Raw genomic sequence first — 13184 nt, 5'->3', positions numbered from 1 at the left:
GATGCGGGGGTGATGAGTGTCAGAAAGCTGGTTGTGGTGGTCCGCGCCGAAGGACCGGTGAACGGAGGACCCCCAGGGTACGGGGAACCACCTCGGCGATGGCAGGTTGAGATAGCGGGCCATCGGGAATGCTGCGGATGACGGCGAGGACCGGCACGAGCGCGCGGATGACCAGGCGGGCGAACTCGGCGAGTGCTGCCGGCAGCTGCTCGGCCCAGTAGATCATCGCGATGGTGAGCACGGCCGCGACAAGGTGGGCCAGGAGCATCGGCAGTGAGGCGTGGGAGTGCATCGCGTGGCCGGGGGCCACGGAGTCAGCCATCGGACCCGGCATCAGTCCGCCGGCTCCCCCATGGTGCATACCGTGCCGTTCGATGGCGTTGACCGCCCCCGGCGCCGAGGCGGTGGGGGCGAACACCGAGAACAGAAGGTGGAACAGAGCCTGGCTGGCTGAGACCGAAACACAGAGTCGCCACAGCGAGAGTCGCCGTCCGGCGAGGAGAACACAGACGAGGATCGAGAGCACCAGCGGAACGATGAGCCCCATGATGGTGGGCAGTGAGCCGCCGCCGATGACGTGGGAGGTCAGAGCCACGAAGGTCGCGAATGATGCGGCCGCACTGCCCCTCAGGGCACGCCGCTGTCGGGCCTCCATCTTCACACGACTATTCTCACACGATTGCCTCACCCTGAGGGCCTCTGGACCAGGCAGTGAACCATTGGTGCAGCACTTGTATGGATACCACCCCCGCAGAAATCACAAGAAGTCGATGCTCACCCCGGTCATCCTCAGCCTCCTCGCCGACCATCAAGAGATTCCAGGGCTCGGGACTTCTGGCCAGCGCAGACACAAGCGCCCCGCGGACCGGGGCCAAGCGCAAGAAACTCTCGCTGACGACACTCGGCGAAGAATTCCTAGCCGGGGTCTCCGAGAGCGTCGTCGACCTATCGAACCCGACGATTGGGAGCAACAACCCCGACCCCATGTAAGGTAGTGGACACGAGATCGTGACCGTGATCACTACTCCGAGGATGACTCTCATGGACGAAGAGCAGACCCCGAACGACCGCCCGGACGGCCCCAGCGCCGAGGGCAACACAACCGATGAAGCGCCGCCCAAGTGGAGGCTCCTGGGGCCTGGCCTCATCGTCGCAGCCACCGGAATCGGCGCAGGCGACCTGGTCGCCACCCTCGTCGCCGGTTCCAAATTCGGATATGCCCTGCTCTGGGCGGTCATCGCGGGCGTGGTCATCAAGATCTTCCTCGTCGAGGGTGCCGGACGGTGGTCGCTGGCGACAGGACATTCGATCTTCGAAGGCTGGCGCAGACTCGGCGTATGGACGTCGATCTACTTCGGCCCCTACATCCTGGTCTGGGGGTTCGTCTACGGCGCAACGGCGATGTCCGCGTCTGCATTGCCGATCTACACCGTGTTCCCGCAGATCCCCTTCATCGTCTACGCGATCTTCTCCGGGCTCGTCGGCGCCGCCCTCGTCTGGGTGGGCAGATACCACACGCTCGAAAAGCTCGTCGCCTTCTTCGTCGGTCTGATGTTCGTCACGGTGGTGGGCTCCGCCGCATTCGCTGCGCCGAATCTCCTGGAAGCAGTCAAAGGACTCGTTCCTCTCATTCCCAAGGGCGGCCTCATCAATACTCTGAGCATCGCCGGCGGGGTCGGCGGTACGATCACGCTCGCCGCCTACGGCTACTGGCTCAAGGAGAAGGGCTGGTACCAGCCGAAGTGGATGCGCGTCATGCGCATCGACAACACTGTCGCCTACGTGCTCTCCGGCGTTTTCGTCGTCTCGATGCTCATCATCGGCGCCGAGCTCCTGTACTCGGCGAACATCGCCATCGACGCCGGAGACGAAGGCCTCGTCCAGCTCTCCGACGTCCTCACCGATCGCTACGGCGGATTCGTCGGCAACCTCTTCCTCCTCGGATTCTGGGCGGCCTCGTTCTCCTCCGTCCTCGGCGTGTGGAACGGTGTATCGATCATGTTCGCCGACTTCTGGGGTCGGCTGCGGAAGAAGGATGAAGACCACCCTGATCGCGCCTCGGGCGGAAAGTACTACAAGTTCTACGTCCTCTGGCTCACCTTCCCACCGATGCTGCTGCTCCTGCTCGGAAAACCAGTGAGCATCATCATCGCCTACGGCGTGCTCGGATCGTTCTTCATGCCCTTCCTCGCCATCACCCTCTTACTGCTCCTCAACGGTCGGCACATGCCGAAGGGGTGGCGCAACGGCTGGGTGCTCAACATCATCCTCGGACTCATCGCCGCGATGTTCCTCGCCCTCGGCGTCAACGAGCTCATCGGAGCGTTCTCACCGAGCTGAGCCGGCCGAGGCCGGCCGACGGCCCGGCGGCTCGGCAGTCCGACGGCCCGGCGGAACTCAGCTCACATTCGACGGCGCTTCGGCTGCACCTCGGCGATCCCTTCCGATGAACCACCCCACAATGAGTGCGGCGAATGGAACCGCAGCGAGACCGGCGCTCAATTGGGCGCTGCCGCCGGTGACAAGAGTGAAGTTCGACAGAACGAGACCCATGCCGGCAAGAAGCCCCACAGAGGCAAGTATCGGAATGAGAATCGTCCGCCCCCTTCGACCGGCGCGGGCCGCAGGATTGCGGACAAAGAAGACGATCACGGCGATCGAAGTCGACAACATGAGAACAGTCATCCCAACGGTCGCGACTCCAGCCATCGAACCGAAGACACCCACCAGCGGATCCACACCGAAGATGGCGAAGATTGCAACGAGGATGATGACCGTCCCTGTCTGAACAAGGGAGGACACCGATGGGGAGTGATGTTTCGGATGCACCCTGGCGAGAGGTTTGGGCAGGACCCTCATTCCTGCCAACACGAACTGGTAGCGGGCGATCACGTTGTGGAAGGAGAGGACGCAGGCGAAGAGACTGGTGAGAAGCAGAACGTTGACAAGGTCCCGACCGACATGGCCCAACTGATCATTCGTTGTATCGAGCAGCATGTTCGCTTCACCATCGAGGGTCCGCTGCGCCACCTCGGCGATAGTGTCAGGGCCGATGGCCACGACGAATGCCCAGCAGGTGAAGGCATAGAACCCGCCGATGATGAGCACGGCGATGTAGGTGGCACGAGGAACAGTGCGCTCCGGTGACCGCGCCTCATTGCGGAAGACAGCCGTGGATTCGAAACCGATGAAACCGGTGAGGGCGAAGAGGATGGCAACGCCGATGGCGCCGTCGAGGAACGTGTCTGGGGCAAACGACTCGACCGTGATCCCGGCCGGGCCGGGGTTGATGAGAATGGCGAAGTCCAAGACGAGGACGATCCCGATCTCGGCCACGAGCGCAACACCGAGGACCTTTGCGCTGAGATCGATATGACGATATCCGAGGAATGCGACGATCGCCAGGGTGAACAGGGCATAGAGGGGCCACGGGATGGACGGTCCGCCGTAGAAGCGCACGGTGTCATCGATCGCCCATCCGATGTACCCGTAGATGCCGGCCTGGATTGCCGTGTAGGCGACAAGGGCCACGACAGCGATGCCCATTCCCGCCCGTTTGCCGAGTCCGAGCGTCACATAGGAGAAGAAGGCCCCGGCCTCACGAACATGAGGGGCCATCGTGACGAATCCGACCGAGAAGAGGAGCAGGATCAAGGCCGCAATGAGGAATCCGACGGGAGCACCCGCCCCGTTGCCGAGTCCGATCCCCAGCGGCATATTGCCACCGATGACCGTCAATGGTGCTGCCGCGGCGACAACCATGAAGACGATGCCCATGGTTCCCAGTCGACCCGTCAGCTGTGCCGGTTGATGGGTGTTCTTCGAATCGGTGCTTCCCATGGCGACCTCCTAGATGCTCAATGGTTGATTCGATTCAGCATTCGGTCAGTTGGCCATGGCTGTCTTCAGCAGGTCATGGTCGATGGCATGTGCTGTGATTCCGGTCGGCCCAGTGACGGTTTCAGCGGACACGAGGCAGTTGAGAATGGCCTCCTCTGTCGCTTCGATCACGAGGTCGAAGAAGCTGGTCATGAGCTGCGGAGCGATCATCGACAGCTCGACCGTTGCCCGCTCGACCTGCGGGTTCTCGTCCCACAGATAAGGCGGGATGCCACGATTTCCAGTCGAGAATGCGAGCATCAGGTCACCGCTGTACTGTTCACCGGTCCCGCCCATTCGGCCGACCCCAAGCGCGGCGCGCTGGGCCAGTCGGGTGCATTGATGCGGGAGCAGGGGCGCATCGGTGGCAACGATGACGACGATCGATCCCGATCCACGTTCGAAACTGGTCGGGGCGTCCGGAGTTGGGGCCACTTCGGCGCCGATGCGTCGCCCGACCGGAACACCCTCAACGCTCAGTCGCTCTCGCCTGCCGTGGTTCGCCTGCACGAACACCCCCACCGTGTAGCTGCTGGCGGCGGTGTCGAGGACGCGGGACGACGTTCCCGATCCACCCTTGAATTCGTGGCAGATCATCCCGGTGCCGCCGCCCATATTGCCTTCCGCCGGCAACTCGGATGAGGCGGTACGCAGTGCGTCGAATACGTGCTCCTCACGAACATGATGACCATTGATGTCATTGAGCAACCCGTCATAGGTCTCCGCTACGACAGGCAGGCACCAGTACGGTCCCGGACCTCGGTGTGCCACCTGCTCCTTGACCAGCGCATCGCGAACGAGTCCGACGCTGTGAGTGTTGGTCAGGGCGATCGGCGACGTCAATTCTCCGGCCTCCCTGATCCATTCGAGTCCGGTCATCTCACCGCTGCCGTTGAGCCGATGAGCTCCGGCGAAGACGGGCTCCGTCCAGATGTCCTCGTGAGGGATGATCGTCGTCACTCCGGTGTTCACGGTCGTCTTCTCCCCATCGGAGGGGGCTCCCCCGAGGGTGGCATAACCGAGCTTGACCCCGGGCACATCGGTGATTGCATTGAGCGTGCCGGTCCGATGGGTGCCGACCACAATGCCGAGATCACGAGCTCTCACAATTATCCTCCAGTTATTTTCCTATTGTGAAAATAATGGCTGAATATGGCGTGGAGCACAACCCCTCGACCGGAATTTCATTGCGCAGTCGGTAACCTGGAGACTCAGCAGCCGAACGAGGAGAGCGGGGAGGCACAATGGCGCGGCCTATCACTCAAGCGCAACGTCGGGAGGATATCCTCCGGGCAGCGATCTCACTCGTCGGGGAGACGGATCTTGCACAGCTGAGCCTCGCCCAGGTGGCAGACAGGCTCGGCGTGACCTCCAATGCGATCAGGTACTACTACTCCGACATCGAGAGTCTCACCGCCGAACTCGCGGCGCGTTCAAACGTCCGCTTCTACGAAGACCGCCTCACGCTCATCGACACGATCGCCGAACACGAGAAGAAGCTGGTAGCCGTGATCGAGGCCGGATTGCCAACAGGCCCCGAGGACGCTGAATGGCGAGTCATCTGGATGGCAATTCTCGATGCGGGCTTCGATCTCAAGAACCGTTCCGATGTTCAAGCCATCTACCATCGCCAAGTCGGTCTCTACGAGTCCCTCCTTGCGGCGGGCGCTCGCGCGGGCGACTTCGACCTGCAGCAGGAAGCACGAGACATTGCGATGACCCTGATGTCGATGGAGGACTATCTGGGCTATCGCATCGCCGCTCGGGATCCGCTCATATCCCGAACGACGGCGCTGCACCTCATGAAGGACTTCGTCAGGGTCTCTGTCAGACCGCAGTCACTTGAACACGGGCTCCAGAGCGGTCAAACGCGGCACCGAGACTCCTAGCCGCCTGGCGTCTCTGAGAACGTCACGGGGATAGATGCTCGTCATGTCGTAGCTGCCGTGCCCGCTGTCTATCACCTGCTCCATGAGATAGCTGAAGTCATTGTTCCCGCCGAGCACCTTCTGTAAGCCGAAGGCGATGAGTCCGGCCGGCAGTCGGCGCATGGCGGTTGCTCCCAGCCGCGGAGTCCCACCCTTCGCTTCGAGGACGGCGATCATCTCGCGAATCTGGAGCACCGACTCCTTGATGGCCGAACGCGATCGTGCGTATTGACTGAAGCCGCCCATGCGGAGGATTCCGACCATGATGGCGGCGTCGAGGATGAAGTGGAACCACAGCCAACTCCTGAAGTCCGCTACATCTGAGATCGAGAAGCCGGCACCGGCGAAGAGCCTCCGCACCGCCTTGTGTCGCTCCGAGGGTACGTCGGAATCGATGAGGCCAAGGAAGACACTCTTGACCATGCCGCCGCGCAGAGTGCTGCCGTAGTACCCACCACCGGCTCCAGGGAATCCCCACACGATCTGATCCCGCGGAATGCCGGCTACCGCCTGTGTGGGCTCGACCCAGATGTTGTTGAAGACGAGTAGGGTCGCATCCCCGAGGCGCGGGGCGAGGAACTCAACCGCGCCGGCCAGCTGGTCGTGATTGACGCTGAGGATGACGAGGTCGTAATCGTTGTCAGCGCTGAGCTCCTCGCGCATCGTAATGGCCCAGCGTTGCCTGACCTGCCGATTGACCCGTCGCTGTCGCCCATCTCTGATCTCGAGGTCAACGTAGGGACCGAAGTCGGCCGATCGGCCGGGACGGACATAGAAGTCAACATCGTGGCCAGCCCTCTCCAGCGCCCAGCCGTACTGCGTCGCGATCACTCCGCGCCCGAACATGAGAATCTTCATCTGCATCCCTCTCTTCTCCGGCAGTGCGCCGGACAGTGACTCAACCTCCCTGAAACGGAAGGTGCTTTTCACTTAGACTAAGCAGGAAAGCGGAAGAGACATTCCGTATTTCTGGAAGTGAGAGAAGATATGGCCGAACCCACTCAGATCGACCGCTCAAGGCTGCGCTCGGATGCCGCCCGCAACCGCGATCGCATCATCACCGCCGCCCACGAGCTCTTTACGGAGCGCGGTATCGACGTGCCTATGACAGCGATCGCTCGTCGCGCAGAGGTTGGAGCGGCGACACTGTTCCGTCGTTTCGGCGACCGTCAGGCACTCATCGCTGAGGTCTTCGCCACTCAGTTCGACCGCTGCGAATCCGTCCTCGAAGAAGCGATCGCCGACCCCGATCCTTGGCATGGCTTCTGCACCCTCATCGAGGTGGTGTGCCGAATGCAGATCGAGGACCGCGGTTTCACTCAGGCGTTCCTCTCCGCGGCCGCCGACGGAGTCGACATCGCAGGTAAGCGCACGGAAGCTGAGGCGGGATTCGCACAGATCGTCCGTCGCGCTCAGAACTGCGGACAGCTCCGCCCCGACTTCGCTCCCAGCGACATCACGATGATTCTGCTCGCCAATGGCGGCCTCAGCCAAGCACCGGAAGAGCACGCCCCCGATCTCTCACGACGGCTCGTCGCCTACCTGCTGCGCATCTTCGCCACCGATGCCGCGCGCCCCCAGTCTCCTCTGCCGCGACCGAGCACCATGGGTCTGCACGAGGTCCTCCCCTCCGCGTGACCAGTCGGCGGTTACTCGGCAGGGACGGACACAGGTCGGCAGGGACGGGCACAGGTCGGCAGGAACCACGGCCGCCGGTCAGCTCTGAGGTCTCACATCTCTTCGTGACTCAGGGGGTCACGGTCCTTCATCCGGCCGCGCTCGAGACCGGAGATGGCGGCCACCTCGGCGGGGGTGAGTTCGAAGCCGAAGATGTCGGCGTTGAGCTTCTGCCTCTCAGGCGTCGCGGACTTCGGGATCGGCAGGCTGCCCACCTCGAGGTGCCAGCGGAGGACAACCTGGGCCGGTTCGACCCCGTGAGCAGCCGCCGCCTCGGCGATGGGAGCCTCATCGAACAGTCCTTGGTCGCGATACAGCGGTGACCAGGATTCGGTCTGGACGCCGATGGATTTGTGGAAGTCGATGAGCTTGCTCTGCGGGAAATAGGGGTGGAGTTCGATCTGGTTCACCGCCGGGGTGACTCCGGTTTCGTCGATGAGCTCCTGCAGCATCGCCTCGGTGAAGTTCGAGACTCCGATCGAGGTCACCAGTCCGCGCTCGCGCAGCTCGATGAGGCCGCGCCAGGTGTCGACGTACTTGCCCACACTCGGGTTGGGCCAGTGGATGAGGTGCAGGTCGAGACGCTCGAGTTCGAGCCTAGCTAGGGATTCCTCGGTGCTGGCGATGGCTTCGTCGAAACCGTGGTGTCGGCCCGGAATCTTGCTGGTGATGAAGAGTTCATCGCGACCGACTTTGGAGTCGATGACGGCCTGGCCGACCTCGCGCTCGTTCTCGTAGTTGACCGCAGTGTCGAGCAGACGGTAGCCGTTGTCGATGCCGGCGATGATCGCGCCGACTCCCTCGGCATCATGCATGGCGTAGGTGCCGAGGCCGAGCTGAGGGATGCTCGCGCCGTCGTTGAGTTCAAGGGTCGGAATCGCTGAGCTGTGCTCTGAGGTAGACATGCCCCAACCCTATGACCGCCGAGGTGGTTCCGGCCAGAGTACGGGCCCGACCAGAAGAACCGATCGGGCCCGATCACACCAGAGTGAGACGAATGCAATCAGTTGTTATTCACGGCATCAAGTTCGTCGGCCTCGGGTTCTCTTCCGTTTCCGTTCGTTCCTCCCCGCCCCGCGCCGTTGGGATCAGTTCCTCCAATCGTCGAGCGAACTAGAGTCTTCCGGCTCCGGTTAACGAAGGCATCAGCTTTCGCGAATTCGGCCGGGGTCAACAGCGACACTCCTACATAGAGGACTAGGCTTGCGCCCAAACCGATGAGCACCCTGGTCACCGATCCTTCACCCCAGAAAGACGGCAGAGGGATGCCGAGTTCGATAAGGAACCCATAGAGGATGAATCCCCCGCCGCCGATGATCGAGGCAATAGCTCCGGCCGAGTTCGCACGGCGCCAGAAAAACCCGAGAACAAGTGGGAAGAAGACGCCAGCCGCCAGCATCTCGGAAGCAAGAGCCAGCAGAGTCAGCGCGCTCGGCAGCTGGACAGCGACGACGAAGCCGACGATCGCCGCAACCAATGTTGCGCCCCGAGCGATCCACACCTTCTGCTTGTCCTCGATATCGCGGTGCAAAGCCTTCGTCGTCAGCTCGGTGAGGTAAAGCGAGGACAAGTTGAGAGTGGTGCAGATCGTAGACATGATCGCTGCGGCGATGCCAATAAAGACCAGAACTCCGAAGATCGGTAGGAAGTGGCTGGTGGCCAGCGTGGCAACGACCCCCTGCTCAGGCGGTTCATTGAATGCGGCGATCGAAGCGATGCCGGCAAAGACAACGAGGAAATACAGCGGAAGAAAGTACACCATCGCATGTACCGTGACGCTTCTCGCTTCCTTTGGGGATTTCGTCGCCTGCAGACGCTGCCAAGCCGCCGGGTCAATCGTGAATGCCAGACCGAAGGCGATGACGTACCCGAGGTTCGGGCCGAAGCCCTCCCAAAGGTTGAGAAATGCCGCATCACGCTTCGTTTCGATCGTCTGGATAATCGCATCTGGACCACCTGAGACGATAACGGCACCCACGAAGGTGACGATGAGTCCGAGCATGAAGAATCCGAATTGTGCTGTCTCAGTAAGCACGACGGCCCGGAATCCACCGATCATCGCGTAAGCGAGCGAGAACGCAATGGCAATGGCGACTCCCCAGATGAAGCTGATCTCGAAAAACACCATGAAGAACAGGCCAAGGGCCACCATCTGACTCGCACCCCACACGATCAGGTAGATCGCGGTGACGATGGAGAGCACAGTCCCCGCCACCTTGTTGTACCGTGCAGTCATGATCCCATCTTGGGACAGCATTCCCGCACGACGGATGATCGGCCCGAGGAAGAAGAGTGCGATAACAGCGATTACAGTGGGTCCGCCAAGGACCCACCACGAACCCATCCCCTCGGTGTTCGCCGCGTCGACGGAGATGAGCGCCGAGTTGCCGCCGTACCAGGTGGCGACGAACGCCATCGCCAGCATCCAAGCGGGCATCGTATTCCCACCGAGGAAATAATCGTTTTCATTGCCGGTGCGCCTCTTATACAAGGAGACACCGAGAAGTATGAGAAAGTAGGCGGCGAGCGCGCCCATGAGCCAAAAGGGAGACATCGTTGTTTCCTTCCGCAGACAGTTTTGTCACCGTGAGCAGAGAGGCGGAGGCTCCTTTGCGTCGCCGCATTCACCGCTGACGGTTGACGGCTACTCTTCTGCGACCACAGTGATCGAGACAACCATGATTCCCGGCACGTGAGAATTGAGATCGCGGGTCTCTCTTTAACCTGTCCACACTGGTGTCTTGTACATGGCCCAAGCGACAAAGCTGAAAGGCCCTGAAGTCTGGAGGACCAATGACGGTGACCCTACTCGGCAGCCCGGCAATCGGTGATTTCGACGGCATCGACCTCGATATGCTCATCCGCCAGGGGTTTCGCCCTGTGCCGGTCGACCGCATTCGAACGCTCGCTTCCGAGGTGCTCGGCATCGATCTCATCCCCGGCGAAGTGGCCCCAGCTTCCGTTCCAGGCTCACATGTCGAGGTCGCAGTTCCCCTACCCGACGGCCCTGCGATCCGTCATTACTCGCTACTGGCGGGCGCAGCCAATCGCCTGCGGGTCGCTGTGCTACGGGAACGCCACGGCCGCGGCGCGTCCGCCTGGCTGCACGAGAATCTCGATTCGTGCACGTCTCTGCTCATCCGTGGTCCCCGCGACACCTTTGGCTACGGCGGCACCGGCCCGGCGTACTTCGTCGCCGGCGGCATCGGCATCACCCCACTGACCGCGATGATCTCCGCAGCCGCTTCGTCAGGTCGGGACTGGCATCTGCTCTACGTCGGCCGTCAGCAGGAATCGATGGCTTTCGCTGATGACCTTGTTACAGAATTCGATTCGAGTCGTGTGACGGTCCACATCACCGAGGCAGCCGGACGACCAGATGTCGTATCCGCGGTGGAGGATTGGGCTTCCTCAAGGAACGAGCCGACCACTGTGTTTACCTGCGGCCCGGTGCCCCTGATGCGAGCCCTCGAAGTCGGGTTCGAACAGCACCCGAGCATTTCCGTGATCAGCGAGGCTTTCGACGAAGACAACGAGGCGGGTGCTTCGACGCAGGTGGGTTCAGGTCTCAGCAGTGCCGCGTCGAGCGTTTCCAGATCGGATTCAGCCACCAACGGAGCGACCGGCACGGAGTCCGTAGGAATAGATGAGGCCTTCATCGTTGAGCTCGGGGACGGTTCCGAGGTCGAGGTGCCGAGCGAATGCACAATCATCGACGCCCTTAACCGAGCCGGTGTGCACACCCTGAGTTCCTGTCAGAAGGGCACCTGCGGCACTTGTGAGACCGCCATTCTCGACGGACGCGCCGACCACCGGGACTCCGTGCTCTCGGATGAAGAGCACGCGGCGCAGGAGACGATGATGATCTGTGTCTCCCGAGCCTGTGGGAAGCGCATCGCCTTGGACCTCTGAGGCGTCGATTCGGAATTCTACAGAGTAGGGTCCGGTGACAGTTGCAGTCGGCAACTGTCACCGGGCACCGGGAATCTCAGCCGCGAGCTGCCGTCAATACTGCGCGCTGCTTGACCAGCTCCGCTGCCGTGCGCACCTGCGGGTAAAGAACGACGTCGCGGGTCAGGTGGGCGATGGTCTTCCCCTGCTTGTCCGAGGTCGACCGCAGCATCGCCGAGACATTCCGTGCTGTCGCCGACAATTCTGATTCAGACACCGGAGTGCCATCGGGCCGTCCTGCCTGCACCCGCAGTTCGAGTGCCTGCACCGACATGAGAAGTTCGACGCCGACGACGACTTCGACGTTGGCCACGATTTGCCGCAGGTGCCGTCCGGCGTTGTTCGCCATAGACACGTGGTCCTCCTGATTCGCCGAGGTGGGGATCGAGTCCACGGAATCAGGATGTGCCAAGGTCTTGCAGTCGGAGACAAGAGCGGCGGCCAGATATTGCGGGAGCATGAAACCGCAGTCGAGTCCTACCTGTTCGGAGTCGACGAGCATGTCCGGCAGGCCTCGGTTGAGAGTGCCGTCATCGAGCCGGAAGATGCGACGTTCGGTGATGTTGCCGATCTCGGTGGCTGCGATGGAGAGGAAGTCCGCGGCGAAGGCAACGTATTCAGCGTGGAAGTTTCCGCCCGAGACGGCTTTTAGATCACGGTTGAGATCCGGGAACACCAGCGGGTTGTCCGTGGCTGCATTGATCTCCCGCTCGATGATCCCGAACGCGAAGTCGAGAGTGTCGGCAATCGGACCGAACACTTGGGGCACGCACCGAAGGGAGTAGGCGTCCTGGGGCGGTTGACGCTGGGGGTCATTGTCTCTGTCCCCCGTCGTCAGATGCGAGTCGTGCATGTATTCGCGCATGCGCTCGGCGACCTCGATTTGCCCCTTCTGGCCGCGAGCTTCATGAAGCTCGGAGATGAAGGCATCGCCGAATCCCAACAGCGCTTCGATCGACATGCAAGCTGTTACCTCAGCGGTATGCAGTGCGCCCTGCACGTCCCAAACAGCGAGTGCGGCCTGGGCGAGCGAGAACGACGTGCCGTTGAGGAGGGCGAGACCGTCCTTCGCGCCGACGGGGATGCGTTTGAGTCCGGCCATGGACATCGCCTCATGTCCCGACACAATCCGGCCGTCGACGATCGCTTCCCCGGAATTCTCAGGTTCGTCGCTGCCGTCAGGGGCGGTAGTGAGCACGAGTGCGATATGGGCCAGCGGAATGAGGTCGCCCGAGGCTCCGAGCGAGCCGTATTCGGGAACGGCTGGCCACACATCGGCATTGAGCATGGCGACGAGGCCCTCAACGAGTGCCCACTGGATCGCCGAGTACCCCTGCGTGAGGGAGACGACCCGGATGAACATAGTCGCCCTCACAACCTCTTCATCGACGACCCGCCCCACGCCTGAGGCATCCGCCAGAATGAGGCGTCTGGAGAGCTCGGCAGCATCATCTGCCGAGGGGAAGGCCTGTCGACCGGCAAGCGAACCGAAACCGGTATTGACCGAGTAGATCGCCTCGACAGGTTCACCGGCGCGCATGCGAGCGATGACGTCATCGAGCCATGCTCGTGATTTGGCACAGTGGGCCTCGATCTCGGGAGCCAGCCGGATGCGGCGCCGGAACCGAGCCACATCGATAAGCTCTTCCAAAGTGGCAGGTTCGAGGCCGAGGACGAGATCCTCTCCGGGAAATTCGTCACGGGTGCAGGCAGCGGCGGTATCGATCAAGTCGGATCCTCTCATAGGGG

Annotated in this window: 12 protein-coding genes; 5 read left to right on the top strand and 7 right to left on the bottom strand. The window is 62.0% G+C overall.

The annotated features are described in order from the left end of the window. Positions 1–19: 19 nt before the first annotated feature. Positions 20–655: a hypothetical protein gene (locus tag BSP239C_RS03235; protein ID WP_101570166.1), complete on the bottom strand. Its 636-nt coding sequence runs from the start codon at positions 653–655 to the stop codon at positions 20–22. A gap of 80 nt (positions 656–735) precedes the next feature. Between BSP239C_RS03235 and BSP239C_RS20425 the strand changes: the two genes are divergently transcribed. Both BSP239C_RS20425 and BSP239C_RS03225 read left to right on the top strand, forming a co-directional pair. Continuing rightward, positions 736–990, top strand: coding sequence for a hypothetical protein (locus BSP239C_RS20425; protein WP_145997402.1), 255 nt, complete (start codon positions 736–738; stop codon positions 988–990). A gap of 51 nt (positions 991–1041) precedes the next feature. Then, positions 1042–2340, top strand: coding sequence for an Nramp family divalent metal transporter (locus BSP239C_RS03225; RefSeq protein ID WP_101570164.1), 1299 nt, complete (start codon positions 1042–1044; stop codon positions 2338–2340). Positions 2341–2397: 57 nt separating this feature from the next. Here the strand turns inward: BSP239C_RS03225 and BSP239C_RS03220 are convergent, their stop codons facing one another. Both BSP239C_RS03220 and BSP239C_RS03215 read right to left on the bottom strand, forming a co-directional pair. Continuing rightward, the gene (locus tag BSP239C_RS03220; protein ID WP_101570163.1) at positions 2398–3840 is read right to left on the bottom strand and encodes an APC family permease; all 1443 of its coding nucleotides are present in this window, start codon (positions 3838–3840) and stop codon (positions 2398–2400) included. A gap of 45 nt (positions 3841–3885) precedes the next feature. Then, on the bottom strand, positions 3886–4986 hold the full coding sequence (locus BSP239C_RS03215; RefSeq protein ID WP_101570162.1) for a P1 family peptidase: 1101 nt from the start codon (positions 4984–4986) through the stop codon (positions 3886–3888). A gap of 137 nt (positions 4987–5123) precedes the next feature. Between BSP239C_RS03215 and BSP239C_RS03210 the strand changes: the two genes are divergently transcribed. Then, entirely contained in the window at positions 5124–5768 is a 645-nt protein-coding gene (locus BSP239C_RS03210) for a TetR/AcrR family transcriptional regulator (protein ID WP_101570161.1), read from the top strand. Here BSP239C_RS03210 and BSP239C_RS03205 read toward each other — a convergent pair. Continuing rightward, positions 5718–6665, bottom strand: coding sequence for a ketopantoate reductase family protein (locus BSP239C_RS03205; protein WP_101570225.1), 948 nt, complete (start codon positions 6663–6665; stop codon positions 5718–5720). The genes BSP239C_RS03210 and BSP239C_RS03205 overlap by 51 nt on opposite strands. A gap of 129 nt (positions 6666–6794) precedes the next feature. Between BSP239C_RS03205 and BSP239C_RS03200 the strand changes: the two genes are divergently transcribed. Next, entirely contained in the window at positions 6795–7445 is a 651-nt protein-coding gene (locus BSP239C_RS03200) for a TetR/AcrR family transcriptional regulator (protein ID WP_101570160.1), read from the top strand. 92 nt (positions 7446–7537) lie between these two features. Here BSP239C_RS03200 and BSP239C_RS03195 read toward each other — a convergent pair whose 3' ends face one another. Both BSP239C_RS03195 and BSP239C_RS03190 read right to left on the bottom strand, forming a co-directional pair. Beyond that, positions 7538–8389 (bottom strand): aldo/keto reductase, encoded by an 852-nt coding sequence (locus BSP239C_RS03195; protein WP_101570159.1) that lies wholly within the window; start codon positions 8387–8389, stop codon positions 7538–7540. Positions 8390–8487: 98 nt separating this feature from the next. Further along, a complete protein-coding gene (locus tag BSP239C_RS03190) occupies positions 8488–10038 on the bottom strand; it encodes a sodium:solute symporter (RefSeq protein WP_101570158.1) in 1551 nt (516 codons plus the stop codon). A 239-nt stretch (positions 10039–10277) separates the two neighbouring features. Between BSP239C_RS03190 and BSP239C_RS03185 the strand changes: the two genes are divergently transcribed. After that, positions 10278–11396, top strand: a complete 1119-nt coding sequence (locus tag BSP239C_RS03185; protein WP_101570157.1) for a PDR/VanB family oxidoreductase — start codon at positions 10278–10280, stop codon at positions 11394–11396. 76 nt (positions 11397–11472) lie between these two features. Here the strand turns inward: BSP239C_RS03185 and hutH are convergent, their stop codons facing one another. Next, the gene (gene hutH / locus BSP239C_RS03180; protein ID WP_257930055.1) at positions 11473–13164 is read right to left on the bottom strand and encodes a histidine ammonia-lyase; all 1692 of its coding nucleotides are present in this window, start codon (positions 13162–13164) and stop codon (positions 11473–11475) included. Positions 13165–13184: the final 20 nt, after the last annotated feature.

The sequence above is a fragment of the Brevibacterium sp. 239c genome, from assembly GCF_900169365.1.
Classification (GTDB): Bacteria; Actinomycetota; Actinomycetes; order Actinomycetales; family Brevibacteriaceae; genus Brevibacterium.
This window is presented reverse-complemented; position numbering and strand designations above follow the sequence as displayed.

What these genes read in the sequence shown, in the direction of transcription:
- BSP239C_RS03200 (WP_101570160.1), top strand. Translation starts at nt 6,795, where the DNA reads ATGGCCGAACCCACTCAGATCGACCGCTCAAGGCTGCGCTCGGATGCC.
- BSP239C_RS03190 (WP_101570158.1), bottom strand. Translation starts at nt 10,038, where the DNA reads ATGTCTCCCTTTTGGCTCATGGGCGCGCTCGCCGCCTACTTTCTCATA.
- BSP239C_RS20425 (WP_145997402.1), top strand. Translation starts at nt 736, where the DNA reads ATGGATACCACCCCCGCAGAAATCACAAGAAGTCGATGCTCACCCCGG.
- BSP239C_RS03195 (WP_101570159.1), bottom strand. Translation starts at nt 8,389, where the DNA reads ATGTCTACCTCAGAGCACAGCTCAGCGATTCCGACCCTTGAACTCAAC.
- BSP239C_RS03235 (WP_101570166.1), bottom strand. Translation starts at nt 655, where the DNA reads ATGGAGGCCCGACAGCGGCGTGCCCTGAGGGGCAGTGCGGCCGCATCA.
- BSP239C_RS03185 (WP_101570157.1), top strand. Translation starts at nt 10,278, where the DNA reads ATGACGGTGACCCTACTCGGCAGCCCGGCAATCGGTGATTTCGACGGC.
- BSP239C_RS03220 (WP_101570163.1), bottom strand. Translation starts at nt 3,840, where the DNA reads ATGGGAAGCACCGATTCGAAGAACACCCATCAACCGGCACAGCTGACG.
- BSP239C_RS03210 (WP_101570161.1), top strand. Translation starts at nt 5,124, where the DNA reads ATGGCGCGGCCTATCACTCAAGCGCAACGTCGGGAGGATATCCTCCGG.
- BSP239C_RS03225 (WP_101570164.1), top strand. Translation starts at nt 1,042, where the DNA reads ATGGACGAAGAGCAGACCCCGAACGACCGCCCGGACGGCCCCAGCGCC.
- BSP239C_RS03205 (WP_101570225.1), bottom strand. Translation starts at nt 6,665, where the DNA reads ATGAAGATTCTCATGTTCGGGCGCGGAGTGATCGCGACGCAGTACGGC.